The 25,222-nt window shown below is 55.7% G+C and carries 27 protein-coding genes, 1 tRNA gene and 1 pseudogene; 8 read left to right on the top strand and 21 right to left on the bottom strand.

The annotated features are described in order from the left end of the window. Positions 1-137: 137 nt before the first annotated feature. Together ABJL60_RS04935 and ABJL60_RS04930 are read right to left on the bottom strand one after the other, a co-directional pair. The gene (locus tag ABJL60_RS04935; RefSeq protein WP_348375108.1) at positions 138-950 is read right to left on the bottom strand and encodes a hypothetical protein; all 813 of its coding nucleotides are present in this window, start codon (positions 948-950) and stop codon (positions 138-140) included. After that, positions 951-1,790, bottom strand: coding sequence for a DUF2059 domain-containing protein (locus tag ABJL60_RS04930; protein ID WP_348375106.1), 840 nt, complete (start codon positions 1,788-1,790; stop codon positions 951-953). It lies immediately after the preceding gene. A 143-nt stretch (positions 1,791-1,933) separates the two neighbouring features. Between ABJL60_RS04930 and ABJL60_RS04925 the strand changes: the two genes are divergently transcribed. From ABJL60_RS04925 to ABJL60_RS04910, 4 genes are all read left to right on the top strand, one after another. Beyond that, positions 1,934-2,023: transfer RNA gene (locus tag ABJL60_RS04925), tRNA-Ser, on the top strand. Positions 2,024-2,221: 198 nt separating this feature from the next. Continuing rightward, positions 2,222-3,319, top strand: coding sequence for an FAD-dependent oxidoreductase (locus tag ABJL60_RS04920; RefSeq protein ID WP_348375104.1), 1,098 nt, complete (start codon positions 2,222-2,224; stop codon positions 3,317-3,319). Positions 3,320-3,435: 116 nt separating this feature from the next. After that, a complete protein-coding gene (locus tag ABJL60_RS04915) occupies positions 3,436-4,350 on the top strand; it encodes an MBL fold metallo-hydrolase (protein ID WP_348375102.1) in 915 nt (304 codons plus the stop codon). After that, positions 4,350-5,294: an MBL fold metallo-hydrolase gene (locus ABJL60_RS04910; RefSeq protein ID WP_348375100.1), complete on the top strand. Its 945-nt coding sequence runs from the start codon at positions 4,350-4,352 to the stop codon at positions 5,292-5,294. Before ABJL60_RS04915 ends, ABJL60_RS04910 begins: the two co-directional genes overlap by 1 nt. Before the next feature lie 54 nt (positions 5,295-5,348). Here the strand turns inward: ABJL60_RS04910 and ABJL60_RS04905 are convergent. The 13 genes and pseudogenes from ABJL60_RS04905 to ABJL60_RS04845 form a co-directional block, all read right to left on the bottom strand. Beyond that, positions 5,349-6,184, bottom strand: a pseudogene (locus ABJL60_RS04905) (aminotransferase class I/II-fold pyridoxal phosphate-dependent enzyme). Beyond that, positions 6,184-6,624 (bottom strand): DUF302 domain-containing protein, encoded by a 441-nt coding sequence (locus ABJL60_RS04900; protein WP_348375098.1) that lies wholly within the window; start codon positions 6,622-6,624, stop codon positions 6,184-6,186. The pseudogene ABJL60_RS04905 and the gene ABJL60_RS04900 overlap by 1 nt, the downstream one beginning before the upstream one ends. Before the next feature lie 77 nt (positions 6,625-6,701). After that, positions 6,702-7,967, bottom strand: a complete 1,266-nt coding sequence (locus ABJL60_RS04895) for an NAD(P)/FAD-dependent oxidoreductase (RefSeq protein WP_348375096.1) — start codon at positions 7,965-7,967, stop codon at positions 6,702-6,704. Between the two features lie 27 nt (positions 7,968-7,994). Continuing rightward, a complete protein-coding gene (locus ABJL60_RS04890; RefSeq protein WP_348375094.1) occupies positions 7,995-8,699 on the bottom strand; it encodes a c-type cytochrome in 705 nt (234 codons plus the stop codon). Positions 8,700-8,702: 3 nt separating this feature from the next. Beyond that, complete coding sequence (locus tag ABJL60_RS04885) at positions 8,703-9,749, bottom strand: c-type cytochrome (protein ID WP_348375092.1); 1,047 nt, start codon at positions 9,747-9,749, stop codon at positions 8,703-8,705. Next, positions 9,733-11,028, bottom strand: coding sequence for a sulfite dehydrogenase (soxC, locus tag ABJL60_RS04880; protein WP_348375090.1), 1,296 nt, complete (start codon positions 11,026-11,028; stop codon positions 9,733-9,735). The genes ABJL60_RS04885 and soxC overlap by 17 nt, the downstream gene beginning before the upstream one ends. Before the next feature lie 27 nt (positions 11,029-11,055). Continuing rightward, entirely contained in the window at positions 11,056-12,759 is a 1,704-nt protein-coding gene (soxB, locus tag ABJL60_RS04875; RefSeq protein ID WP_348375089.1) for a thiosulfohydrolase SoxB, read from the bottom strand. A gap of 95 nt (positions 12,760-12,854) precedes the next feature. Beyond that, a complete protein-coding gene (gene soxA / locus ABJL60_RS04870; protein ID WP_348375087.1) occupies positions 12,855-13,700 on the bottom strand; it encodes a sulfur oxidation c-type cytochrome SoxA in 846 nt (281 codons plus the stop codon). A gap of 25 nt (positions 13,701-13,725) precedes the next feature. Beyond that, positions 13,726-14,055 (bottom strand): thiosulfate oxidation carrier complex protein SoxZ, encoded by a 330-nt coding sequence (soxZ, locus tag ABJL60_RS04865; protein WP_108828574.1) that lies wholly within the window; start codon positions 14,053-14,055, stop codon positions 13,726-13,728. 21 nt (positions 14,056-14,076) lie between these two features. Continuing rightward, positions 14,077-14,499, bottom strand: coding sequence for a thiosulfate oxidation carrier protein SoxY (gene soxY / locus ABJL60_RS04860; protein WP_348289250.1), 423 nt, complete (start codon positions 14,497-14,499; stop codon positions 14,077-14,079). 33 nt (positions 14,500-14,532) lie between these two features. Next, on the bottom strand, positions 14,533-15,009 hold the full coding sequence (gene soxX / locus ABJL60_RS04855; protein ID WP_348289252.1) for a sulfur oxidation c-type cytochrome SoxX: 477 nt from the start codon (positions 15,007-15,009) through the stop codon (positions 14,533-14,535). A gap of 119 nt (positions 15,010-15,128) precedes the next feature. Next, positions 15,129-15,692, bottom strand: coding sequence for a thioredoxin family protein (locus ABJL60_RS04850; RefSeq protein WP_348375085.1), 564 nt, complete (start codon positions 15,690-15,692; stop codon positions 15,129-15,131). Positions 15,693-15,708: 16 nt separating this feature from the next. Beyond that, positions 15,709-16,449 (bottom strand): cytochrome c biogenesis protein CcdA, encoded by a 741-nt coding sequence (locus ABJL60_RS04845; RefSeq protein ID WP_348375083.1) that lies wholly within the window; start codon positions 16,447-16,449, stop codon positions 15,709-15,711. A 70-nt stretch (positions 16,450-16,519) separates the two neighbouring features. Between ABJL60_RS04845 and ABJL60_RS04840 the strand changes: the two genes are divergently transcribed. The 4 genes from ABJL60_RS04840 to ABJL60_RS04825 all read left to right on the top strand — a co-directional run bounded on the left by ABJL60_RS04840 (position 16,520) and on the right by ABJL60_RS04825 (position 18,817). After that, on the top strand, positions 16,520-16,888 hold the full coding sequence (locus tag ABJL60_RS04840) for a hypothetical protein (protein ID WP_108828579.1): 369 nt from the start codon (positions 16,520-16,522) through the stop codon (positions 16,886-16,888). 81 nt (positions 16,889-16,969) lie between these two features. Then, entirely contained in the window at positions 16,970-17,305 is a 336-nt protein-coding gene (locus ABJL60_RS04835; RefSeq protein ID WP_348289279.1) for a metalloregulator ArsR/SmtB family transcription factor, read from the top strand. Positions 17,306-17,350: 45 nt separating this feature from the next. Continuing rightward, on the top strand, positions 17,351-18,418 hold the full coding sequence (locus ABJL60_RS04830; RefSeq protein WP_348375081.1) for a YeeE/YedE family protein: 1,068 nt from the start codon (positions 17,351-17,353) through the stop codon (positions 18,416-18,418). 135 nt (positions 18,419-18,553) lie between these two features. Next, positions 18,554-18,817: a DUF1289 domain-containing protein gene (locus ABJL60_RS04825; protein ID WP_348375079.1), complete on the top strand. Its 264-nt coding sequence runs from the start codon at positions 18,554-18,556 to the stop codon at positions 18,815-18,817. On the opposite strand, the gene ABJL60_RS04820 is transcribed toward ABJL60_RS04825, so the two are convergent. The 6 genes from ABJL60_RS04820 to ABJL60_RS04795 all read right to left on the bottom strand — a co-directional run bounded on the left by ABJL60_RS04820 (position 18,814) and on the right by ABJL60_RS04795 (position 25,148). Further along, positions 18,814-19,284: a DNA starvation/stationary phase protection protein gene (locus tag ABJL60_RS04820; protein ID WP_348375078.1), complete on the bottom strand. Its 471-nt coding sequence runs from the start codon at positions 19,282-19,284 to the stop codon at positions 18,814-18,816. The two genes, ABJL60_RS04825 and ABJL60_RS04820, sit on opposite strands and share 4 nt — an antisense overlap. 197 nt (positions 19,285-19,481) lie before the next feature. Continuing rightward, positions 19,482-20,021 carry a PIN domain-containing protein gene (locus ABJL60_RS04815; RefSeq protein ID WP_348375076.1) on the bottom strand — a complete coding sequence of 180 codons (540 nt, stop codon included), beginning with the start codon at positions 20,019-20,021 and terminating at the stop codon, positions 19,482-19,484. Next, a complete protein-coding gene (locus tag ABJL60_RS04810; RefSeq protein WP_348375074.1) occupies positions 20,018-21,241 on the bottom strand; it encodes a class I SAM-dependent rRNA methyltransferase in 1,224 nt (407 codons plus the stop codon). The genes ABJL60_RS04815 and ABJL60_RS04810 overlap by 4 nt, the downstream gene beginning before the upstream one ends. Before the next feature lie 39 nt (positions 21,242-21,280). Then, positions 21,281-21,934, bottom strand: a complete 654-nt coding sequence (locus ABJL60_RS04805) for a DUF6778 family protein (protein WP_348375072.1) — start codon at positions 21,932-21,934, stop codon at positions 21,281-21,283. A 180-nt stretch (positions 21,935-22,114) separates the two neighbouring features. Beyond that, complete coding sequence (locus ABJL60_RS04800; protein ID WP_348289270.1) at positions 22,115-22,387, bottom strand: hypothetical protein; 273 nt, start codon at positions 22,385-22,387, stop codon at positions 22,115-22,117. Then, on the bottom strand, positions 22,371-25,148 hold the full coding sequence (locus tag ABJL60_RS04795; RefSeq protein ID WP_348375070.1) for a glutamine-synthetase adenylyltransferase: 2,778 nt from the start codon (positions 25,146-25,148) through the stop codon (positions 22,371-22,373). The genes ABJL60_RS04800 and ABJL60_RS04795 overlap by 17 nt, the downstream gene beginning before the upstream one ends. Positions 25,149-25,222: the final 74 nt, after the last annotated feature.

Below are 25,222 nucleotides of genomic sequence, written 5' to 3'. Positions count from 1 at the left end.
TTCGGGCACTTACCCGCCTCGGACTGCGCATCCCGCTAGAGATGTTCATATAAATAAGAGGGATGTATCCCCCAATGGAAGCCGCCAAATGCACCGGATCGCCCCCCAAGTCAAGCGCTTTGCCCCTATAAATCCCCCTACAGGTCAGCGCCCTGCATGTTCAACGCAACGGCCCGCCCCAAGGCATAGGAAATATCGGCATACATCGTGTTGAACCCGTCAAAGACCGCAGCATTCAACGCCCGCCCTGCCGGCGTTTGGGTGAACGCCAAATACGTTTGGAAATCCTGCTCGTCCAAGGGCCGGTAGCTTAGCATCAGATACCCCATCAACCACAGCTCTGTTTCAATGCGTATATCTGCTTCTTGCGCCCAGGATTCCGCCAGCATTTCGTCGTCCGTCATATCGAATGCCCCCCCGTCGACCATTCCGCGGTAAAAGCGATAGTTGGCCGTCAGCGCACCCGTCACATTGCGATCAATCATGTCGCCGGCACTGGCAAGGTCTTTCAACGGGTTAACTTGCATAGGATCCTCATCCAAAGCCTGTTCATACGCGTCTTTTGCCATGTCCTCGATGGTTTCATCCATCATGGCGCGTCTGGCCGCCAGTTCCAGTTCAATGATCTCCGATCCCAGTTCAGACCCGAAGAACAGGTTGATCTGTTGTAGATGCAGGTCCGACATTTCGTCAAACGCACCGCGTACTGTTTCATACATACGGTCCGCATCGTAGATGTCCTGGATTTGCCCGTCCCAAAGGCCGCCGCCCTGCCCGCCCAGAAAATCGGTGTTCAGCGCTTGCGCGTAATCCGCCCCTTCGATGCGCATGATGCCGATCATGTCCGCCACACGCAATCGGTCGAGGGCCACAGTCAACTGTGCATCGGCCCAGGCCATAGGTGCGGACCACACCAAAATAGCGGCAGACAGAAGCGTACGACGCATCATTTACAGCTCCTGTGAGGGCTGCAAACCCTTCATACGGGCTGCCAGCGCCTCAAAGCGGTTGGCCATGATTTCGTATTGCACGGCGTTCATCAAATCATAGACTTTACGCATATCGGGATGTTCCAACGCTTGCGTATAGGCTTCGACTTCGGCATCTGAAAACGCCTGATAGGTATAGGCCGCACCAGACAAGGCAGACACTTGCAAGCTGCGGCGCATTTCGCCTTCATCTGCACGGAACGCTTCGCGCAGGTCCGCTTCGTCCATACGCAATTCCACCACACCCGCCGCCGCCGCCGCCATCAAAAAGCGCACCTGCACCTCTTGAATGGCACGCACGGCCGTGCCTGCGCTGTCGCTGGCCTGGTTCATACGTTTCAGGATTTCCAAACGCGGGCTGCCGATACGCAAAAGGCCTGCCACGATGTCTTCACCGCTTTCGGATTTCAATCCATCGTCTTGCGTCAAGTGTGATGCGTTTTCCACCGCGACCAGTCGTTTGCCCAGATCCGTTTCATAGAATGCCGCCGCGTGGTTCAGCAAATCATCGCTTAACGTTTCGCCAAGAATATCCAGTGCAAGCCCATGCATGATCTTTTTGTCAAAGACCTGTTCCGTCAAAGCGGTCCATTGAAACCCGAAATCCTGCGCATCTGCGCCCAGCATTTGCGGCGCACTTTCCGCCGAAAGCTTGATGCTTTCCAATGCAACATCAAACCCCGTCACCTCTAAAAAGTCTTGCAATCGGGCGCGGTCGGCAGCTTGGGCCGCAACTGCAACACACAATGACGCGACAAGGGCTGCAAACAGTCGGTGAAGTGTAAGGCGGACGTGATGCATGGGTTCAATCCTTTGATAGGTTGGACATCAACTTAGGTGTTCGTAGCACATGTGCAATTAAAAACCCCTTTCGTAAGGATGGATATCATTGACGCTTGCGTGATGACGCATTGCGCACTAAGTGACGCGCACCAGACCCCCGCGGAGAGGTGCCGGAGTGGTCGAACGGGGCGGTCTCGAAAACCGTTGAGCCTTCACGGGTTCCCAGGGTTCGAATCCCTGTCTCTCCGCCACATTCTTATTCCTGCAAACTGCCCCTGTTCATTCTGTGCAAGACGGCAGTTTTGGGCGCACAAAAAACCTGCAATGACTGCTAAAGTGCGCGTGGTCCGCGACGTTCGCCGCTTTACCGTGTCGTTGTCTAAACAATGACCATTGCAAGCGCCGTTGGCGTCATGTTGTGTGATGCTGGAAGCAACTCAGGAAAAATGATGCCCCGGTCAGCTGCCAAATCTATCGTTCTTATTGGCGGCGGCCATACGCATGCTTTGGTGCTGAACGCCTTGAAAACTGCCCCATTGGCAGACGCTGACGTCACGGTGATCAATCCGGGCACGACGGCGCCTTATTCAGGCATGTTGCCGGGATATGTGGCGGGGCACTACACGCGCCAAGAACTGGACATAGACCTTGCGGCATTATGTCGACGCGTCGGGGCAACTTTGATTGACGGTAGAGCCGTGGCAATGAACCTGACCCGCAAGACTGTTCAACTGGAAGACGGAACCGACGTGAACTACGATCTGGCATCGGTCGATGTGGGGATCACGTCGCGGATGGACGCCCTGCCCGGTTTTCAAAAATACGGCGTGCCCGCAAAACCACTGGATCGTTTTTCACGCCAATGGGATAGGTTTCGCACCCAATCTGGCCCGAAAGACGTGGCCATTATTGGTGGTGGTATCGCAGGTGCGGAACTTGCCATGGCGATGGCTTGGGCGTTGCGGCAGCATGACGACACCGTTTCAGTGACACTTTTGGACCGCAGCAAAATTTTGTCCGCAAACAGCACGCAAACGCAAAACCGCATCCGGCGGGAATTGAAGGTAAACGGAGTGGATGTGCGCGAGGGTGTGGACGTTGCCGAAGTCACAGCTGCCCGCGTTGTTTTTGCAGATGGGACTGAAACAACGGCCAACTTTGTTGTTGGTGCTGCCGGTGCCACGCCACATGATTGGATCACGGACACCGGCCTAATCTTGGACGCTGGGTTTATTGAGGTATCAGACACACTTGAAACCAGCGCACCCGGCGTGTTTGCCGTCGGTGACTGCGCACATATGGGGTTTGCTCCGCGCCCAAAGGCCGGTGTTTACGCCGTGCGGCAGGCACCTGTGTTGTTGCAAAACCTACGGAATTCTTTGCTTGGGGATGCGCTGCAGAAATATGACCCACAATCTGACTATCTTAAACTGGTCTCGCTTGGCGGCAAACGCGCCTTTGGCGAAAAAAGAGGTTGGAGCGCTGCAGGACACCTTGTTTGGCGGATCAAAGACCACATTGATCGCAGCTTTATGAAACAATTCTGAAGGGTGGCCACGGCAGGTTGCGATCTACCCGCACCCGTCCCGCTTTAACCAAAAGCTTGCGATGCGGAAAACAATCCGTCATATTCCTATAAAAGAATTTATAAGTGGATTTGCCAGTGAAACCTTCACGCAGAGCGTTTCTTGCAGGCGGAGGCGCCGCGGCCTTGCTTGGATTGCACCCAAAGTTCGCCCATGCAGAATTGACCTTGGGGGATATCCGGATGGATGTTGTCAGCGATGGGTCGTTGACCTTGCCGGGCGGATTCATTTTTGACCCTATGCCAAAGGACAAACTGGCCCCTATTTTAAACAAATTCAGCCTTTCGGCCGACGTGCTTGAACCACCCTGCAACGTCACGCTTATGCGCCACGGTGATCGCACGGTGTTGTTTGATGTGGGCTCCGGGCCGGATTTCACACCCAATTCCGGTGTCCTTCTGAAGTCGCTGGACGCTTTGGGTGTGGCCCCCGAAGACGTCACCGACGTTGTATTCACCCATGCGCACCCCGACCATCTGTGGGGACTGCTGGATGATTTTGACGATCCGCTGTTCACGCAAGCGTCCTATCAGATCGGCAAAGCGGAATGGGATTACTGGATGGACCCCAACACGGTCGACAGCATTGGAGACGCCCGCGCGTCTTTTGCGGTTGGGGCCAAACGGCGGCTTGAGATGATCGAAGACAACATCACCTTCTTCAACGACGGCGAAGAAATCATGCCGGGCGTCGCGGCGCGTGCCACTTTTGGTCACACACCTGGCCACATGGCCATCGAAGTGCGTAACGGCACAGAAGCGGTGATGATTTTGGGGGACTGCATCGGCAATCATCACGTTGCGTTCGAAAAGCCCGAATGGAACTCTGGATCGGATCAGGATCAGGAAGGTGCCGCACAAACCCGTTTGCGTCTGATGGATCAACTGGCTGCGGAAAAGACCCGCATCATCGGATACCATTTGCCCGGTGATGGCACGGGCTATGTCGACAAAACCACCTCTGGCTATGTTTTTGTCCCGGAGGATACGTGATGAAACCGCTTGCCTTTGTCTTGTGCCTTGCCGCCCTGCCCTGTTCCGCCAGCGAAGATATTGCCGATCAATATCCGGCGTCGGTTCTCTATTCCAAACCTGTAGAAGTCATCCCCGGCGTCTTTTCCGCCATCGGCGCCACCGCCCCGCCCACCTATGAAAATGCGGGCCACAACAACAATCTAAGCTTCATCGTCACAAACGAAGGCGTCGTTGTGATCAACAGCGGTGCATCCTATGCGCTGGCCGAGGCGCTGCACGCCGAAATCAAAGCCATCACAGATCAGCCTGTCAAACTGGTGTTCAACGAAAACGGTCAAGGCCATGCCATGCTTGGCAATTCGTATTGGGCAACGCTGGGCGTTGACATTGTGGCCCATATCGACGCCGCTCACGAATTTGAGGAATACGGGGACAGGTCCCTGCAAGCCGTCCAAAACCGCGTCAAAGAAAAAGCCGACAAAACAGATGTTGTGCTGCCCACCACCACCTTTGACGGCACCTACGCCGTGACATTGGGCGGGATCGACATCGAAGCACGGTTTTTGGGGCCCGCCCACAGCCCCGGCGATATTGTCGTCTGGCTGCCCCAAAAAAGTCTAGTGATTTCCGGAGACATGGCCTTTCACGAGCGGTTATTGCCGATCTTCGATCACACGATGACCGCCGACTGGATCACAACGTGGAACGACGCCTTTGAACCGTTGCAAGCGACTTATGTCATTCCCGGTCATGGCCATCCCACCAATATGGATCAGGTGCGCCGGTACACCCATGACTATCTGGTTTATCTGCGCGGCAAAATCGGGGACCATCTGGATGCGGACGGAGACCTTGCCGAAGCCTATTACGTCGATCAATCGCCCTATGCCCATCTCGACACGTTCGAAGAGCTGGCGACGAAAAACGCAGGCCGCGTGTATGAGCAAATGGAGTTTGAATAGCTGGTTTGCCTTAGGACGTTGATGCACATCAAAGCGGTTCGGGCACTGGCCTGATTATTGTGCGGCCATCGGGATACGGGCCAGTTGGCATTGTTCCCATAGATCACCCAACGCCCCGATCAGATGCGCGATATCAGCGTCTGAATGCACAGGGGACGGCGTGATGCGCAGACGTTCGGTGCCTTTGGGCACGGTCGGGTCGTTGATGGGTTGAATATAGACGCCGTGGTCCTTCAACAGCACATCCGAGATGAATTTACATTTCACCGGATCGCCAACCATCACCGGAATAATATGGTTGGGGTTTTCCACATGCGGGATGCCAATGCGGTCCAGCTCTGCACGGACCTGTGCCACTTTGGCTTGATGCGCTACACGCTCAATGCTGCTTGACTTGAGATGCCGAATGGAAGCCGCAGCGCCCGCCGCCACCGCCGGCGGAATGGCGGATACCTTCAATCATCGACGCTTGGTTCAACGCGTCTGACAGCACGACACAATCAGGGATACGCCCCGCCAACGTGGCCAAAGCGGCCCAGTTCGACACGTAACCGGACGTGAACAAAAGCGCGGCCTCTTTGGCGTGCAGATCAGCCAATTCCCCTTCCAACAACACGTGGTCATGGGTGGTTCCAGAGATATTGCGCGTGCCGCCAGCCCCCGCCCCACAGCGATCCAACGCATCGTGCATCGCGTTCAAAACATCCGAATGCTGGCCCATGCTAAGGTAATCATTCGAACACCAGATCGTAACGTCTGCGGTCTTGTCACCACGGGCCGTCGCCCGTGGAAAAGATCCACGGTGGCGTTCAAGATCGGCAAAAAACCCGGTAGTTGCCTTGGTCACGCAGGTCATTAAGCGCGTCTTTGAAGAAAGTCTGGTAGTGCATCAGAAGTCTATCGCCTCGTTTACAATGTCGTCCAACAGCGCCTGCACCTCTTGCATGGGGCCTTCGGGGTAGTTGCGATAGCCGATCATCACCTTGCCGTCGCGCTCTGCGACAAAGATGCCATAAGGACAGTGTGCGATGTTCATCGGGTCGGCTTCCATCACTTTGCGGGATAGGGCCGCGGAACAAAAAATGAAAATGTCAGCCGCTTCAAACAGTGTCACGTCACTGCCCATGTCCGCGCGTGTCCGTTCCAGCATTTCACCGGTGTGGCTGACGTAATCAATCACCAGCCCTTTGCCGATGATGGCGCTTTCGACGCTGAACGCCGCGTCATCAAACGAGCCGTCGTAGATGTAGGTCGTTGAGGTGTCTTGCGCGGCTGCCAGCGTCACAGACGCCGCAGATATTACTCCGCCCAAAAGTATTGATTTCAACATGCTGCTGTCCTCCTGTTGAGCAGTTTGCGTCGGATTGGAACAAAGGGCCCTGCGCTAGATCAAGGCCCCTTGATGTATCAGCCGAACATGTCCGCCGTGATACCTGCATACCAACCTTCGGATTCCTCATAGGTGGCTTTGCGCAATTCGGCACTTTCGCCTGTGGCCGAGATGAACCCGTCGACTTTGGCGATTTTTTCGTCCGTGGCCTCATAGGTGGCACCGACTTTGACACCATCATTTGTGTCGATCAAAGACCAGCAAGTGTTCGAGAACTTGGCCGGAAAGACCTTGGAGCCAGTCAAAGCACCACGCACCGCGTTGGCGCACACTTTGGCCTGAGAGTTGGCTGAGAAGCCCGATTTCGGCATGTCGCCCTGGCTTGATGCATCGCTTAACACATAGACATCCGCGTCCGCCTTGGTGGACATATCAGCGGCATTCACAGGCGCCCAATTGCCGTCTGTCACACCGGCCAGCTCTGCAATGCGGCCCGCTTTCATGGCAGGAATGACGTTGCAGACATCGACCTTGGTGACTTCGCCGTCGATGGTGACGGTCATCGCATTTGGATCAACGGACACTTCGCCGCCGCCAAAGTCTTCACCGATCCAGTCGATCATACCATCGTAGTGTTCGCCCCAACCTTCCTGAAACAGCGCCATTTTCGAGAATTTTGGCTTGGGGTCTGCGACGATGATCTTCGCCGTCGGGTTGTTGGCCTTAAGGTAATGCGCAACCATGGAAACACGCTCATATGGTCCGGGGGGGCAACGATAGGGGTTTGGTGGGGCGACCATCGCAAATGTCCCACCTTCGGGCATCGCGGCAAGCTGTGCTTTCAGCAATTCGGTCTGTGATCCCCCCTTATAGGCATGGGGCATCGCGTTTTGGGCAGAGAGGTCCCAGCCGTCCACGGCGCCCTCAACAAAGTCGATGCCCGGGCTTAGGATCAGCTTGTCGTATGGTACGCTGCCACCACCGGCCAGCGACACAGTCTTGGCGTCGCGGTCCACCGCAACGGCCCAATCATGCACAACATTCACACCGCCTGCGGCCAGACCGCCGTAGGAATGGCCCAGATCGTCGATCTCTTTCACGCCACCAAGATACAGGTTCGAAAAGAAGCATGTGTAATACATGCGCGTGGGTTCGATCAGGGTGACGTCAATCGCGCCTTTGCTGTCTTTGGCGATGTAGCGGGCGGCGGTTGCCCCTCCGGCTCCACCACCAACAACCACAACACGTGGTTTACTGTGACCATCGGCAAAAACCTTTGGCGCGGACAGTGTTGCCGCCGCAGCGGCCCCTGTTCCTAAAAATAAGCGTCTGTTCAGTTTCATCGTTTTCTCCTCCCAGAGTGTGGCCTCTTATTCGAGGTCCTTAAAATACGCAGCCAAAGCTGCGATTTCTTCGTCGTTCAAGCGCCCCGCCATCATTTGCATGACGGGGTGAGGACGCAGTTTGCGTTTGTAGGCGTGCATTGCGATCACGAAGTCTTCCGTGTCCCATAGCGTGATGGATGGAATACCGTCCGCGCTGCCGTCCGCCCTGTGGCAGGTCAGGCATTCACTGGCGAGGTATTCGCCGTATTCCGGGTCGCCCTCCAAGGCGAGGATCGCAGGATCGATGTCGTGATCCGTCGCAAGCGCCGTGGGTTCAGCTTCGGGAATGTCAGCGGGATTGTCAGAGAAACCGCGTAGATAGGCCAGCACGTTGGCGCGGTCTTCGGCATCTTTCAAACCCCGAAAGCTCATACGTGTTTTGGACACAAGGGCACGAGGGTTTTCAAGGTAGGCGTCCAGCGTTCCTGCCGTCCAGATCAACCCGTCGTCGCCGGCGCGTTTCATGGATTTGGAATAGCGATACCCGTCGTGGGTTGCGGCCTGACGACCAAAGATGCCGTTCAGGTGCGGCCCGATCTTATCGACGGCGCCGCTGCCAATTTGGTGGCACCCGGTACATTTCTTGAAGATCTTTTCACCCTTTTCAGGGTCGCCAAGGTCCTCTGCAACAGCCGCCCCCGCAGCCAAAAGGGCTGCGCAGGTTAGCAATAATCGAAATCGGCCCAACAAGGGTTATTCCCCCACCGATTTGAGGTATTCAATCACCGCACGCTGGTCCGCTTCCTTTTTCAATCCGGCAAAGGACATTTTTGTGCCTTTCATGTACGCCTTCGGCTTTGCCAGAAATGCAGCCAGTTCTGTTTCGGTCCAGATCAATCCACCCTCGGCGGCGGCCTTCATAGGCTTGGAGTATTTGAACCCGCCCACAACACCCGCAGCACCGCCCACAACACCGTTCAACACAGGACCAGACCGGTTTTTGGCCTTTTCACCGACTTGGTGGCAGGATTTGCACTTTTTGAAGACCTTTTCGCCTTTGGCCGCCAAATCAGGATCAAACGCGGCTTCAACGACCTCTGGCGCGGGTTCTCCAACTGCCGCTTCTTCCACCACAGCCGCGGGTTCGGCTTTGGGGGCCTCCCCTTCTTCTTGTGGGGTCACATCCAGAACCATGGCACGCATCGTCACTTGGACTGCGCTGTCCTTGCAGTTTTCCATGCACGGCGCACCTGTCCATTGTGCGTATTCCGCCTCTGCCCGATCATCGAGGATGAAACCATCTGCGTTTGGCATCTCCACATCAAAGAATGTCTCGTTCGACAGAACAAAATCATCGTCAATCAGGTCGTTGGAATAAAGGATATAGGCCACGATTGCGTAGACCTCATCGTCGGACAATGTGCCCGCGTTGCCGTAGGGCATGGACCGTTTGATGTAGTCATATGTTGTGCTGAGGTACGGCCAGTAAGACCCCACTGTTTTCAAAGGATCTTCATGGTCCAATGTCCCTGCACCACCTGCAAGTTTTGGCCAGTTATCAATGCCTTCGGCGAAATCACCGTGGCAGGCAGCACATTGATCAGCAAAGATTTCTTCGCCATCAATCGCATCCCCTGAGCCAACGGGAAGGCCCGTGCCATCCGGGCTGACGTCACCGTCCCATGCCGCGATTTCAGCCGGAAGGGCCGCACGTCCAAGTCCGAATTTCTCTGCCATCGCGGGACTTGAAACCAGCCCGAACACCGCGACCAAAGCTGTTGATCTAAGAAACTTCGACATTTTCCGCCTCGCCGTTTGAGCGCACCAACCACGTTTGAATGCAGTTGTTGTGATAGATTGAGTTCAGCCCGCGCACCTCGCGCAACTGCGCTTTGGTCGGTTGCACATAACCTGTGTCGTCCATTGCACGGCTTTGCAGCATCATCTCTGAGCTGTCCCAGTCCGTGTCCAGATAGAAGCGCGTCAGCGCCATTTTCTCGCCCGGTTTGGCCAGACGCGCGGTTTCCCATGTCATGCCGCCGTCTTTGGACACATCAACGCGGGTGATCGCGCCGCGGCCCGACCACGCAAGGCCCGTGATGACCAACGGCCCTTTGCCATGGGTGATGGGGGCTTGTGGACTTGGGCTGGTGACCAAGGATTTGGCATCCATCGCCCATGTCCATTTGCGTGCAATACCGTTGTCCAGAACGTCGGTGTATTTGCTGGTTTCTTCTCGACTTTCAACGGCTTGGTCGGTGACCTCGATGCGCCGGATCCACTTGACCCACATGTTGCCTTCCCAGCCCGGCACAACCAGACGCACAGGATAGCCGTGTTCCTTGCGCAGGGCCTCGCCGTTGGCTTTGAAAGCCACCAGAACATCGTCCAGTGCCTTTTCCATCGGAATAGAGCGCCCGTTTGAAGACGCATCCGCCCCCTCAACAAAGACCCATTTGTCCTTCAGGTCGCCTGCCGTATCCAGACCCGCTTCTTCCAACAAGGTGCGCAAAGGCACACCTGTGTATTCCATGTTGTGGATCATGCCATGGGTGAACTGTGCGCCATTCAACTGTGCGCCTGCCCATTCCATGCCTGTGTTAGCCGCACATTCGCAGAAATAGACGTGGTTTTCGCGGGGAAAACGTTCCAGATCGGCGTAGGAAAAGACCAACGGCGTGTCGACAAGCCCGTTGATCATCAAACGGTAGTCTTCCTTGCGCAGCTCGATTGCGCCGGAATGGTGACGCTCAAACGCGCAGCCTTGGGGCGTGATCGTGCCATCAAGCGCATGGATGGGCGTGAAGTTGATAGAGCTTACTGTGTCGGCTGTCAGCCATTCGACGTTGCGGCGTACCACGTCATCTTCAAACTTGATCGGCATGCCATAAGGCGTCTCGTCGACCCCTTCCCCGAAGGCTTGCGCCCAAGGCTGTACTTCGGTGATAAGCGGATCCGGCGTTGCGGCGTTTGCCCCCGTGGCCGTCAGCGCCCCTGCGCCTGCCGCAGCCGCACCACGCAAAAAAGCACGCCGCGACGGATGAGCGGATGAATCGTTCCCTGTTTCATTCTCTGACATGGCTTATGCCTCCTTTTCGTGGTGCGCCTAAGCGCCAACCACTTTCACGCTATTGTTTGGATCAAGGGAAATTGTCCCCTGTTTGGCGATGTGCGCCTCAACCACGTCCCAGATTTGCGGCCCTTCAGTGTCTTCATTGACCGACGCCCAGCCGGCCACTTGATAAGACTTAGCAGGGTCAATGGCTTCGCCGGTTTTCAGCAAGGTCATTTCGGTGATGCGGTCCCCTTGGGGTTTGGAGATGTCGATGCGGTAGCCCAGACCACCGACACGCACCATATCGCCACCTTGCTGATAATAGGGGTCCGGATTGAACAGGTTGTCGGCCACGTCTTCCAACACCACATGCAGGAATTCACCAGTCATTTCAGTGCGATAAGCTTGACCATAGGTCATGGATGTGACGTTCCAGATGTCTTCGCGGGTGATGTCCTGGCCCGGCAAAACAGACGGCCCCCAACGTACGCCCGGCGACAGGGCGATGTCGGCCTCGCGTTCGGAAATCAAAGCATCGCAAATCAAATCGTCCCATGTCCCGTTGAAATTGCCACGGCGGTACAAAAGCTGATCGTCTGCCGTTCTGCCGATGACTTCCCGCAGTTTGTCGATATGTGGTGCGCGTTGTTCTTCGATGACTTTGGTGACAATCGGGTCAGGCGCAATAACGTCCGACAAAATCGGGATCAGTTTGTGCCGGAACCCCATCATGCGGCCATCGCGCACGTCCAGATCCACACGGCTGACGAATTTGCCTGTGGACCCGGAGGCCACGATGATTGTCTCGCCAATCAAAACGGGTTCTGGCAACGCGTCATGTGTGTGGCCCGACAAGATAACGTCGATGCCGGTCACTTTGCCTGCCATCTTCTTATCCACGTCAAAGCCGTTGTGGCTGAGGCACACAACCAGCTCTGCGCCTTTGCTGCGCACCTCGTCCACCATCTCTTGCATTCGCTCGTCGCGGATACCGAAGGAATATTCAGGGAACATCCAACCGGGGTTGGCGATGGGCATGTAAGGGAACGCTTGACCGATAACGGCAATCTTCACACCGCCGCGTTCAAAGAATTTGTAGGGTGGAAACAGCTCTGCAGGTTCGTCCCATTCGGCGTCAAAGATGTTTTGACCAAGGGCTGCAAAGGGCAATCCTTCGACGATCTCGGCCACGCGGTCCGACCCCAGCGTGAATTCCCAATGGAACGTCATCGCGTCCGGTTTCAGCGCGTTCATGACGTTGACCATATCCTGACCCTGACTTTGGTAACAGGTGTAGCTGCCGTGCCATGTGTCACCGCCATCCAGCAGCAATGCATCGGGGCGATCGGCGCGGATCGCATTGATCACGATCGACACGCGGTCCATGCCGCCAATGTTGCCGTAACCTTTAGCAAGTGAAGAAAAATCGTTGTAAGTCAACGCATAAGCAGAATGGCTGCCGTCGTCGATCCCGTACAGTTTGCGAAAATCAGCACCCGTTACATGCGGCACCGCCCCTGTGTTTGACCCGACGCCGATGTTGACAGAAGGTTCACGGAAGTAATGCGGCACCAACTGGGCGTGGATGTCTGTGATGTGGATCAGGGACACGTTCCCGAAGGTGGCGAATTCAAGCAGCTTGTCTTGCGTCAGGCTTTGCTGTGCGGCCAGACGGGACCAGTTTCCAAAACCCGACGCCCCGTAAAGGGCGGCTGTGGCCATGCTGGTCTGTAGAAAGTCGCGGCGAGAAATCATGGGAGGCTCCAGATCATGCGCACGTATGCGCATTTGTGAATTATTTTCTTGTAAAAACGGCCCCGCACCAAACCGGTGACGGGGCCGTTTTCAGGTTAGTTACGGATAGACGGACCCTCGACGCTTAGGCCGTTGCCGCGTGACGCGACATATAGCTCAAGCGCTGTGAATTCGTTGCTGCCCGGGCTGTAGGTTTCTGCACGCGTGTCGCGCACACACCCTTTGAAGCGGGAATGTGCCCCGTTCAGTTTGGTGTTTTTCAACCGGTACACAGGAAAGCCGTTGATCTGCCCCTGGCTGAGGTGGTCGGCGCGGATCATCATACCGTAGCTGTCTTCGTGGCAATTGGCGCAAGACAGCTCAAGCTGACCTGTGCGTGTATAGTACATTTCTTTGCCCAGCTCCCACGTGGATTGCGCAGGGCCGTCGATGGCGACATTGACAGGCATGCCGCGTGACACAGAAGACAAAGCAGCTTCCATGTTGATGGCGTCGCTTTTGTCATATTTCCAAGGCTCGGCCCCCATGCGTTCGGTGCGACATTCGTTCATCTGCATTTGCAGCGTTTGAACCTTGCCTGCCGCCTCGTCCCACTTTGGGTAGGTTGGCTTGATGCCCGCCATGCTTTCGATGTCGTTGTGGCAAGACGCACATGATTTGCCTTCGGATCCATCAGCAACCGCCCATGCGTCCATAGCTTGTTCCACAAAGATCATGCCGGGGTTGTCAAAATCGTCTGCTTGCATCGCGCGGGTTTCCGTGCCGCGAAACAACCAGCCAGACATCACTTCGTCCAAGGCGTCGGACACATGTGCAGGGGCGGCTGTGCGCGTCACAATTTGCGTTTCTTCGTTCAGGACAAGGTTGTCATCAACTGGATCAGCTGAAGCGACCGTCGTTGTCAGAACTGTCGCCAGAATGGCGCCCGTCAATTTTCTCATGATGTCCCTCCCAAGACTGTTTCGCTTATTCGATCGCGATTTTTTTGGTTGTGTCGTAGACAGAGCCGTCGTCGTCGTACCACGTGAACGCAAATTCACCGGCTTCAGGAACGACCGCTTCGAATTCGAAATACGGGTTGGTCGAAATCGCAGGCTCAAGCTTTACATCGACAACGTTCTCACCGTTGAAATCGCAGGTGAAGCGGTTGATGATCGAACGCGGGATCACGTTGCCTTCTTTGTCCTTGCGCTGGCCGGATTCCATTTTGTGGCTGATCAAAGTCTTGATCGTGATCGTTTCGCCAGCCGCCGCTTTTTTGGGGACTTTGACGCGGGGTTTTACACCAGATGCCATGATTGTTTCTCCTAGATGCTTTTAGCCGCCGCAGCCGCCGATTGTTACTTTGACAGTGCTGGACGCTTTCACAAACGACCCGTCTTCCAGCTTTGCGATGGCAACGACATCTTGTGTGCCTGCCAAGCGGATACGCGTGGACGCGGCACGAGAGGCCGCCAATGTGCCAAATTTGAATGTTGCGACGCTTGGCGTTGGGTTGCCCATCGCAAGCACCAGAATTTCAGTGGCCGTGCCAGAGGATACCTCGATTGGCACTGTGTTGCCGTTTTCGGCAATTTCAGGCGCCGTCAGTTTGATGTCGCCTGCGCCAACCTCTGCACCACCCGTGAAGGCCGCGATCAATTCATCGCTTGTTGCCGCTGCAGCACCCTGTTTTGGCAGCCCCGCCACAAACAGCGCACTTGCGCCCAGAATGATTGCACTACGTCTTGTGAGTTCCATAAACGTGTCTCCTTTTTGTCCCGATCAGGGGACTTATTCTTCTTTGAGCGTGGCAAGGTATGCCACAACATCTTCGATCTGTTGGGCGCTGAGAAGTGGGCCAAACGTGTCGTCCGCCGCTTTTCCTGTGTATGCGTTGCCGGGCCGGATGAAGCCTTCGGTTTTGTAGAAAGACGGCATCATGCTGTCTTCAAACATGATCTTGGCGTTGGCCACGATCCCGCGCAATTCCGCCTCTGACCAGCGTTCGCCCGCACCGTCCAGCGCCGGACCGATTTCGCCCTGAAACGGCACATCTGCCAAATCCGAAACCTGATGGCATGCAACGCAATTGCCCTGCTTTTTGTCGCCGACAATGATGCGCCCGTTTGCGGCATCACCCGTCACGCCAGACAATGACTGCTCAACGGCGCCGTCGTTGAAGGCCACATTGGTTGGCAGAACTTCTTCAGCGTGCAAACCCGTCGCGGCGATCATCGTGGCCGCAACTGCAAAAATAGAATTCTTCATGCGTCCTCCCAAACACTTAGCTTTGTATACCGTAGCGCACGAAAACGTGATGACGCAACATCAAATTCATGTAGTTGAATTATAATATTTGATTGCAAACTGCCACGTCCCCAATTTTGTCATTTGGATTGCTCTGCAAACTTACGCGCATGATATCGTTGGAAACTTTCTTCCCCGTCATACCCTTTTTCCACAACCCAATTCAGCATATTGAAGGTGGTGTATTGCCCAAAAGCCCCTGGCATCGTTGCAACAGCGACCTGAGCTGCGCTTTGGCCGTCTGCCACTTTTTCGGGAAAAAACAGAATCGTCGGGGTAAACAAAGCCCCCCATTTCCGCACCATGTCCTTTTCCGGCAAGGTTGTGCCGTCGAAGTCTGTGACCTCTACATCGCCAAACATGTTGATCTGAACAACAAAGTAATTGTCTTCGATAAAGGCCGCGATGTTTTCAAGCGGCAAGACATCCTCATGCATCTTTTGGCAATAGATGCAGCCGCGTTGTTCAATGATCACCATCAGGCGTTTGCCTTCGGCCGTGGCCTCTTCAAGATCCTCGGGCAGATCTTTGAAAGTGTCCCGCATCCAAGGCGCCTTGTGCAAACCATCATCGCCCAGTTCAGCGGCATACGCCCCCGATGCTGCAAAAATGCCCACAACCCATGCCAGCAAAACCCGTTTCATATCTGGTCCTTTCAAATTAGCGCAACACACCGATGTCCGGTCCGACTTCAAGCATCCATTGCGCGATGATGTTCATAGAATTGGTGGCGATCAGAAGGCCAAAAACGATCAGCAACACGCCCATGATTTTCTCAATCAGTCCTAAATGCCTGCGAAAACCGGACATCCAACGCATGAAAGGCCCGATAAACAGTGCCGCCAGAACAAACGGCGCTGTCATGCCCAAGCCATACACAAACAACAGCAATGCCCCATGGGACGCGGTGTCAGCCCCCGCGGCCGTGAATAAAATTGCCGCCAGCACCGGCCCCACACAGGGTGTCCACCCAAAGGCAAAGGCCAGCCCGATCACATAAGCACCCGCAAGGCTGACACTTGACGTGGCCCCGGTATCCGCCCGCAATTGGCGATACAGTATGCCGATCCGTAAAACGCCCAGGAAATGCAGCCCCATTGCGATGATGATCGCCGCCGCAACCCAGCGCAATACATCAAAGTAGTCCCGAACAACCTGCCCAAAAACAGTGGCCGCCGCCCCAAGCCCCATGAAGATGGTGATGACGCCAGCCGCGAAAAAGCAAGCTGCCAACACGGCCCGTCCACGCGTTTTGCTGTCGATCTCTGCATCTGCACTGATCTGGTTCATGCCCACACCTGCCAGATAACTGAGGTAAAAAGGCACGATGGGCAGAATGCAGGGCGACAAAAAGGACAGCAATCCGGCAAACGCCGCACCTGCAAACGTGATATCCAACATGGGTGTGCCGTCCTCTTGTGTAATTCACATATTCATATTAAGTAGTTTATTATCGAAAGGTCAATTTCACATGTTCTTCCGCCGCCTGTTCCTTGCCATATCCTTGCTGACCGCTTCGGTTGGAGCAGCTTGGGCTGACACCCAGCTGGTTATGGTCGAGGAAAAGGGGTGCATCTGGTGTGCAAGATGGAACGCGGAAATTGCGCCGATCTATCCAAAAACCGAAGAAGGGGCCGCAGCGCCGCTGAGGCGGATGGATATTCGCGCGAAACGGCCCGATGATATCACTTTTGCGCGATCTTTGACCTTCACACCCACATTTGTGCTGGTCGTGGAGGGACAGGAAATGTCACGCATAGAGGGCTATCCGGGCGAGGACTTTTTTTGGGGATTGCTTGGCAAGATGCTGTCTCAGGCCAATGTTGATATCTCAGGGTAAGAACAGTACATGACCACGATCAATCATATGGACGCTGATATCGTTCCAGCTGATATCGTTCCACTAAACAGAGAGAGACCTATGGGGCTTCCAGTTTTTGACGCCAATATGTGTACGGAAGACATGGACAAGATGGCGGCCAACGCCATGCAAGCCGCCAACTTCCTCAAAGCCATCAGCCATGAGGGTCGCTTGATGATCCTGTGCCATCTGGCATCCGGCGAAAAGTCAGTCACAGAACTTGAAGGACTGCTATCTGCACGTCAGGCCGCCGTGTCCCAGCAGCTGTCCCGTCTGCGTCTAGAAGGTCTGGTTGTGCCGCGGCGTGCGGGCAAGGCAATCTACTACAGTTTGGCAGATGATCGCCCCACACAGATCATGGAAGTGGTTTATGATCTGTTCTGCCGCGACGATTGAAAGAACCAAAACATTTCCATCGCCCAATAGCAGCGGACTAAGTTCATGGGTGACATGATATCAGACGCCGGACTGGTTGCTTTGATCGGCACCTTTGGTGGTATTCTTTTGGGGCTGGCTGCACGGATCGGGCGATTTTGCACTTTGGGTGCGATAGAGGACCTGTATTACGGCGAAAATCCCTTGCGACTGCGCATGTGGGGCATCGCGATTGGCGTGTCGGTGATTGGCACATTCGCCTTGTCTTTGTTCGGTTTTCTGGACCTGCAACAAACACTGTATCTTGGGCGCGGTTGGAACCCCTTGGCCAGTATTTTTGGCGGTCTGGTCTTTGGCTACGGCATGGCCTTGGCAGGCAATTGCGGCTACGGCGCCTTGGCGCGTGTCGGCGGCGGCGATCTTCGGTCCCTTCTTATTGTTCTGGTGATGGGCATCTTTGCCTACATCGCTTTGGGCGGGCCATTGTCGGCGCTGCGCTTGTGGATGTTTGGCAATCCCGACCTGACAAGCGATCCAACACACAGCACAACAACCTTTGCACATGTTTTGGCGCACTGGACCGGTGCGCCCCTCGAAGTAAGTGGCATCGTCATAGGCACGGCAATTCTGGGCTTTACCCTGTTAAGTCGTAGTTTGCGGCGCGACCCAAGCTACATTGTGTGGGGTGCTGTGGCAGGCGTGGCCATTGTGTCGGGATGGGCAGGAACGCAGTGGGTGGCCGCGACTGGCTTTGATGCGACACCTGTCCTCAGCCACACATTTTCAGCGCCCATTGGCGAGACGGTTTTATATACGATGACGTCATCGGGCAATTCTATCAGTTTTGGCACCGGATCTGTTGTGGGCGTATTGCTGGGGGCTTTCCTTGGCAGCCTTTACAAAGGCCATTTTCGCTGGGAAGCCTGTGACGATCCACGCGAATTGCGCCGCCAGATTCTGGGCGCGGCCCTTATGGGGATCGGTGCCGTTGTCGCCGTTGGGTGCAGCGTGGGTCAGGGATTATCTGCAATGTCGGTTCTTGCGTTCAGTGCACCTGTCACACTTGTGTGCATTTTGATGGGTGCCGCAGTTGGATTGCGACAGCTTATTCTGGGCTTTGGAAAAGTGATTTAAGGCCCCTTTTCGCCCACAAAGTAAATCATCAAGCCTGCCCAGCCTTGAAACCTGTTGTTCCGCCGCCTAAACCATTAACTGACTATTTTTGTAAACTAAATAGCCACCGGTAACACCCCGAAGGAACCAGGCCAAATGCCCAAAACGCCCAATCCCTGTATCGATGTCTGCAAGTACAAACGCCAAGGGCATTGTATCGGGTGTTCCATGACAAAGACCCAGAAATCCATGTTCAAGCGATTGAAACGGGACGACCACCGTGCCGCATTTGTTGACATGCTTACGGCTCAACAACACCGTCTTGGACAGTATTCCGCATGGAATTTAGCTTATGCTAAAAAATGCAAAAAGAAGGGCAGTGCCCTGCCCCCCTCGTTACGTGAATGCGATTTTAATTAGCGCAGATGCGACCGCAAAATCCACGCGAACTTTTCGTGGATTTGACCACGCGCGATACACAGGTCTTCGGTCAATGTGTCGGCGTAATCGGCTGCGATTTCACCACACCCCGCCAAGGTCGAGGCCAGTGTTTCTTGCGCAGTCAGTAGTGCTGCGATCATGTCTTTGTCTGTACCGTGGCCTGAATCTTCCGATACCTTTGACCGTTTCAGCATCCCGGCCAATGTGCCTTCCGCATGGCCATCCAACGCTTTGATCCGTTCAGCCAGATCATCCTGACCGATGAAATGGTCTTCGTAGATCTTCTGGAACAAGTCGTGAAGCGGACCAAAGCCCATCCCTGTCACATTCCAATGAAAGTTCTGCGCCAACATGGTTGTCACGGCGGTTTCAGCAACGGATTGGTTCAGTGCCTCGACGATGGCGGCGGTGGCATCTTGCGACAGTGCGCTTGCGGTCTGTGTCATGATATGTCCCTGCATGGTCTATGATAAATCAGATAAACTGGCTGGCAACGAAGCTGGCTATGCACATCATTTATGACGCTGATGGTGTTTGCCAAGTCCTAATTTAGAATTATTCTAAAAAAAAATATGCTACTTGCACCAAATACCGGACATGAAATTGCGATGTCGCATCTGCTAGGTGTCCTTCACACCAAAGCTCAGCTTAACGCCTTGCCAAGCCGCGGCAGTCTTGCCTTTTTCATCAAGGTGCGAATGGACCAATCGGGGCCGGACATTTGTCTTGCCTGATGCAACACACGTGCCCCTACGTCTGCCATGGCTTCGGGATGCGTCTGTTGGATGCGCACCAAAAAGCCGTCAGGGTCCACGCGGTCCAACCCTTCATCGGCCAGAATGTGTTTCGGGAAATCCTTGGTGTTGGACGTCATGATCGCATCGGCAGACCCAGTAATCGCAGCTGCCAGAACATGAATATCATTGTCATCTGGCAGCCACAAACGTCGATCAAGGCCTTGTTTCGGCGTCACTTCTGCCTTGGGAAACGCGCTGCGCAGCAACGCAATTTCGGCGCGGGCCTGCATCTCGCCCATGTCCCCCAAACGCCGCGCCGCGCGGGCCCATTCCTCAAGCACGCGGGGCGAATACTGGATCTGGAATGCACCCGAATTTGCAGCGCCCACGATCATTTCCCGCATCACCGTCGGAAACAAAACGCAAGCATCCAGAAAGACGATCACAGGCGGAAGAACACTGACTTGAGATATCCGCTTTCGGCCAATTGGGGCAGCATCGGATGGTCGGGACCTGCAAAGCCAGTGTGGATGATGGCCCCTTGCCTGCCGCCGCGCCCGATCCCACGCACGCAAGCCGCGCGGAATTGCGACAGGTCAGCAGCATGAGAACACGAACACAGCCCCAAAATTCCGTTGTCTGCCACCAATTGCGCCGCCAGTCGCGCGATACGCTCATAAGCACGCAAACCGGCATCCAAAGCTTGACGCGAAGGCGCAAAGGCGGGCGGATCACAGATCACAACATCAAATGTGACCCCTTCTTCGCGCAGTGCCGCCAATGTATCAAACGCGTCGCCCTGACGGGTTGAAAACGCATCGCCAAAGCCCGACGCCGCAGCCCCGGCTTGCGCCAGTTCAAGCGCGGGCGCAGAGCCGTCCACAGCCACAGCAGAGGTCGCCCCAGCCGCCAAAGCCGCCAAGGAAAAGCCGCCCACATGGGAAAACACATCCAACACGCGTGCGCCCTTGGATGCCATCGCTGCAAAGGCATGGTTGGGGCGTTGGTCAAAGAACAGCCCGGTTTTCTGCCCGCCTGTCAGATCCGCCATATACGTGGCACCATTCATCAAGACAGGAACTGGGGCAGATGGCGTGTCACCCAAAAGCGTCATGGACACATCATCCAACCCTTCCAAGCCACGGGTGCGCCCGCTGGCGTTTTTCAAAATACACGACACTCCGGTGACGGACGCCAATGCGTCGCGGATCATTTCGATATGCACATCGGCATAGGCCGCATTGGGTTGAATAACACACACATCGCCGAAACGGTCCACGACGACACCGGGCAAACCATCCGCTTCGGCATGGATCAAACGATAGAACGGCGCATCATAGATTTTCTCGCGCAAACCCAATGCACGCGCAATGCGGGCTTCGAACCACGCCTGATCGATAACAGCGTTTGGGTCAGTGTCGATCATACGCGCGATGATTTTGGAGGCCCCGTTGACCGAAACCAATCCCAAAGGCACCCGCGCTTCGTCTTCCAGAACGGCAAACGCACCGGGCGCCAAAGCCTTGGTGCGGCGGTCGGTCACCAATTCATTGGCATACACCCAAGGAAAGCCATGGCGTATGGCACGCGCATTGGACTTTGGGCGCATGCGCACAACGGGACGTGAAGGGGCGAGGGTCGGGTCATCAGAAAAGGGCGCTGTCATAGCGCCCTTCCCTACGGTCTATTGTTGCATTGTGAAAGCTTAAAGCTTGTTCACCGCTTGCAGAAATCCAAGTTTGGCGTTTTCGTAGCCGTCGGGGTTGGTCAATTCCAGCCGGATCACTTCAGCCAGGTGGTCTGTGATGCGGACCTTTTGCGTTTGTCCGCGGGCTTCGGCGGCCAAAGCATGACGGCCACCAAAGGCTGTCAGATCTGCGGTCACCTCATAGGGTTCACCCAAAGCCAAGCCGGTCACGGCATCACGCAGGCGCATTTTGAAGATGATGTTGTGAACACCACCAATTGAATAGCGCGCCTTTTCGGTCAGCGCATGAAAGCGTTGCACTTGTACGTCCAGCACAACCGGCACCAGACCATCCATTTGTGCAGCACCCTTAGCGAGACCTGTCTCAAAGATGGCTTTGACTTGAGCATGGCGGTCGCCGATGGGATCTTCGCGCCATACGATGTCACCGCCTGGGTAGTACAGATTGCGTTCAGAAACCTTCAAGGTGCGCGGCACAGCGACGTTGATGCGTTCAATGCGGATAGACGACTTGGTGATTGCAGGAACTGCCGCTTCCAGTTTCGGGGCTTCAGGCACGAAACGCGCGTTACGTGTTGCGGTGTCCTGGCTTGCACAAGCAGAAACCAATCCGCCAACGACCAATGCCATCATAAGTTTAATTGTCTTCATGTCGTCCTCCCGCCGATTGTTCGGCAATTACCATTTTTGGTTGAGACAACATTTGACGTGGAATTGGGGCAACTTTGCGTCAAATTTTCTGTAATGCTGTGAAACTATATGGGCAATGTAGCGGCGGGTGCATCCCGGCACGCTATGTCCAATGACGTGGAAAAGGCCAAAGCGCAGGGATCAATCCCGCGCCCTGCTGCGCCATCCACCGCGCCTGCGCGGAGCAGCCATTCCGACAAGACCCTCGTGCATCACCTCGGACATCGGATGCTGTGGCGCATCCTTTGCGTATTTTTCGATCAAAGCGCGCAGCGTCTGTGCCGTGTCTGTTTCCATCGGCAAACTCAGCGCCCAGTCCAGAAAAATCGTCCGGCATTCCGACTTCAGGATGCCTTCAATGCGGTAGGCTTCAAAGATCAAACCCTTCGGGTCCAGATCATCCCCTTTTTTCATGCTGCTCTCCCAATGCAACGACCCTGTCAATGACTGCCGCCGCTTTAGCATAGTGTGTTTCAAGATCATCGGATCCGATCCCATCCATTGTCCGTCGCAAAAAGTCATGACCGCCAGACCTGACATCGTCATGCCCCAATGATCGCCCCGTCAGTAGCTTGGACGCCATTTGCACGCGCCAACACACATCATAAACGTCAGATAAAACAACGCCATCCGCGTCATTCAGAAGGCCAGCACCGACACCAGCGACAATACCATCGCGCACAGATCGCGTAATGCCGCCCGAAATCAGCAAAAAGGCCTGGGCGCACAGTTCGATATCCTGCAACCGGCCGGGGCCGATTTTGGCGTCCCACACCGATGTGGATTCTTTCGCTTGCGCGATCCGCACCCGCATTTGCGCAACCTCGTTCAGGATGTGGGCCGCGTCGCGGGGCATGTGAAGCACTTCGTGGCGAAATGCTTCGACATCGCGCCCCAATGCGTCTGCCCCCGCCACCACTGCCGCACGGGTCAGGGCAAGATGTTCCCAAACCCATGCCTGTTCTTTCTGGTAGCTTTGAAAACTGCCCCAACTGGTGGCCACCGGCCCTTGGGTGCCAGAGGGCCGCAGGCGCATGTCCACTTCATAAAGCCGGCCTTGCGCCATAGGCGCGGTCATGGCCGTAATCATCGCTTGCGTCAGGCGCGCGTAATATTGTCGTGCGGCCAAGGGCTTGGGGCCTGATGACGCCTCGACCCCGTCCGCATCATAGATCACGATAATATCCAGATCAGATGTCGCATTCAGGCGCCCAGCCCCCAGCGATCCCATGCCAAGCACCACAGCTCCGCGCCCCGGTGCGGCCCCGTGTTTCTTTGCAAACTGTGCGCCCACCTCGGGCCACAAGCAGACAATGACAGCCCGCGCCAGATCGGCATATTGCGCGGCCGCTTCAGAGGCGCTGACCAATCCACGCAACTGGTGCACACCGATGCGAAAGTGCCACTCCTTGTTCCAACGGCGCACAGCATCCAGTTTTGCCTCATAGTCCGCTTCATGGTTCAAAAGCTGCGTTAGCTCGGCTTGCAACGCGTCTTGGCCGGGCCACTGCGCAAAGAAACTGCCCCCAATGACCGCATCAAACACGCCGGCATTGCGCGACAAATATTCCGCCAAGGCCGGCGATGTGCTGACAATGTCGACCAGAAGGTCCACCAAAGACGGGTTGGCATCAAACAGCGCAAACAGCTGCACACCCGCAGGCAACCCCGCCAGAAACCCGTCAAACGCCAACAATGCATCTTGCGGTCGGGGCGCTTGTTCAAGTCGGCGCAGCAGCGTGGGTTTGATCCGCTCGAACAATGCGGCAGCTCGTTCACTGCGCAGCGACGGATAGCTGTGCCACCGTTCAATGGCCGCCGTGTCCAATGTATGCTCTGGCGCGTCATCTGTTGCCGAAGGGGCGAAAAAGCCTTCGATGGCGTCATGCACAGCGCTGAGCCTGCGATGCAAATCGGCTTCAAGGTCGCGCACGTCCATATCCATCAGACAGGCGATCCGTGCCATGCCATCGCTGCTTTGCGGCAAACTGTGTGTTTGGGCATCGCGCACCATTTGCAAACGGTGTTCGACGGTCCGGTGTGCCACGTAATTGTCAGTCAACAGGTCCGCGACATCCGCATCAATCCAGCCCTTTTGGGAGAGCCCCGCCAATCCTTCACAAGTGCCACGCATCCGCAGATCGACATCGCGCCCCCCTGCAATCAACTGGCGGGTCTGGGTGAAAAATTCGATTTCGCGGATACCGCCACGCCCCAGTTTCATGTTGTGACCCGGCAACGTGATGGGGCCACCCAGCCCTTTGTGTTCGCGGATCGCAAGCCGCATGTCATGGGCGTCTTGAATGGCCGCAAAATCCAGATGCTTGCGCCACACAAATGGCCGCAGTGCTTTCAAAAAGCCGTCGCCTGCGGCAAGATCACCCGCCGCTGGCCGTGCTTTGATGTAGGCGGCGCGTTCCCAGGTGCGGCCAAGGCTTTCATAGTAACGCTCGGCCGCTTCCATCGCCATACACACTGGCGTCACCCCCGGATCAGGGCGCAGGCGCAAATCGGTGCGAAACACATAGCCATCGCCCGTCAGATCATTCAGCAAAGCCGACATCGCGCGTGTCGCTTTCACAAACCCCATGCGGGCCTGCGCAAAATCCGCAACATCAAAGCGGGTTTCATCAAACAGGCAGATCAAATCGATGTCGGATGAATAATTCAATTCCCCGGCACCCATTTTCCCCATGGCCAGCACCACCATACCGCCTGCGGTTTCCACATCATCCATCGAAACGCCGGGCAGTTTGCCCCGCTTCACTTGGGCCGCGATGCTGGCTTGCAATGCGGCCTGAGTGGCAGCATCCGCAAAATCTGTCAGGGCTTGTGTCACCTGCCCCAACGACCACGCCCCCCCCAAGTCCGCCAAAGCCGTCAGCAAAGCCACCCGGCGCTTGCCTTGTCGCAAGGCCGCCCCCAACTGATCCGGCGCCACATCCTTGCCACACAGCATTTGCGCGGCAAGGGCTGCATCAGGATCATCAATGGCGCCGACAATCCAATCGGCTTCCTTTTGAATAAGACCCGCCAAATAAGGGCTGCTGCCCGCCGCGCCATGCAGAAGGTTTTGCGCCAGTGGGGCAAGGTTCTGGACGTGATCTGTGGCCCCTGCCCCAAGTTCGGGGTCAAAGGCGCGGGGGCATCGGGTCATTTGATCAAGCAAAGTCATGACGCAACTTCCGCCGCAGCGACGTCAGCGTCAATGGGGCTTGCACTTGTTTTGTGGCATCGACAGGATGCGCT

It is taken from the genome of Ascidiaceihabitans sp., assembly GCF_039986515.1.
Taxonomy (GTDB): Bacteria; Pseudomonadota; Alphaproteobacteria; order Rhodobacterales; family Rhodobacteraceae; genus Ascidiaceihabitans.
This window is presented reverse-complemented; position numbering and strand designations above follow the sequence as displayed.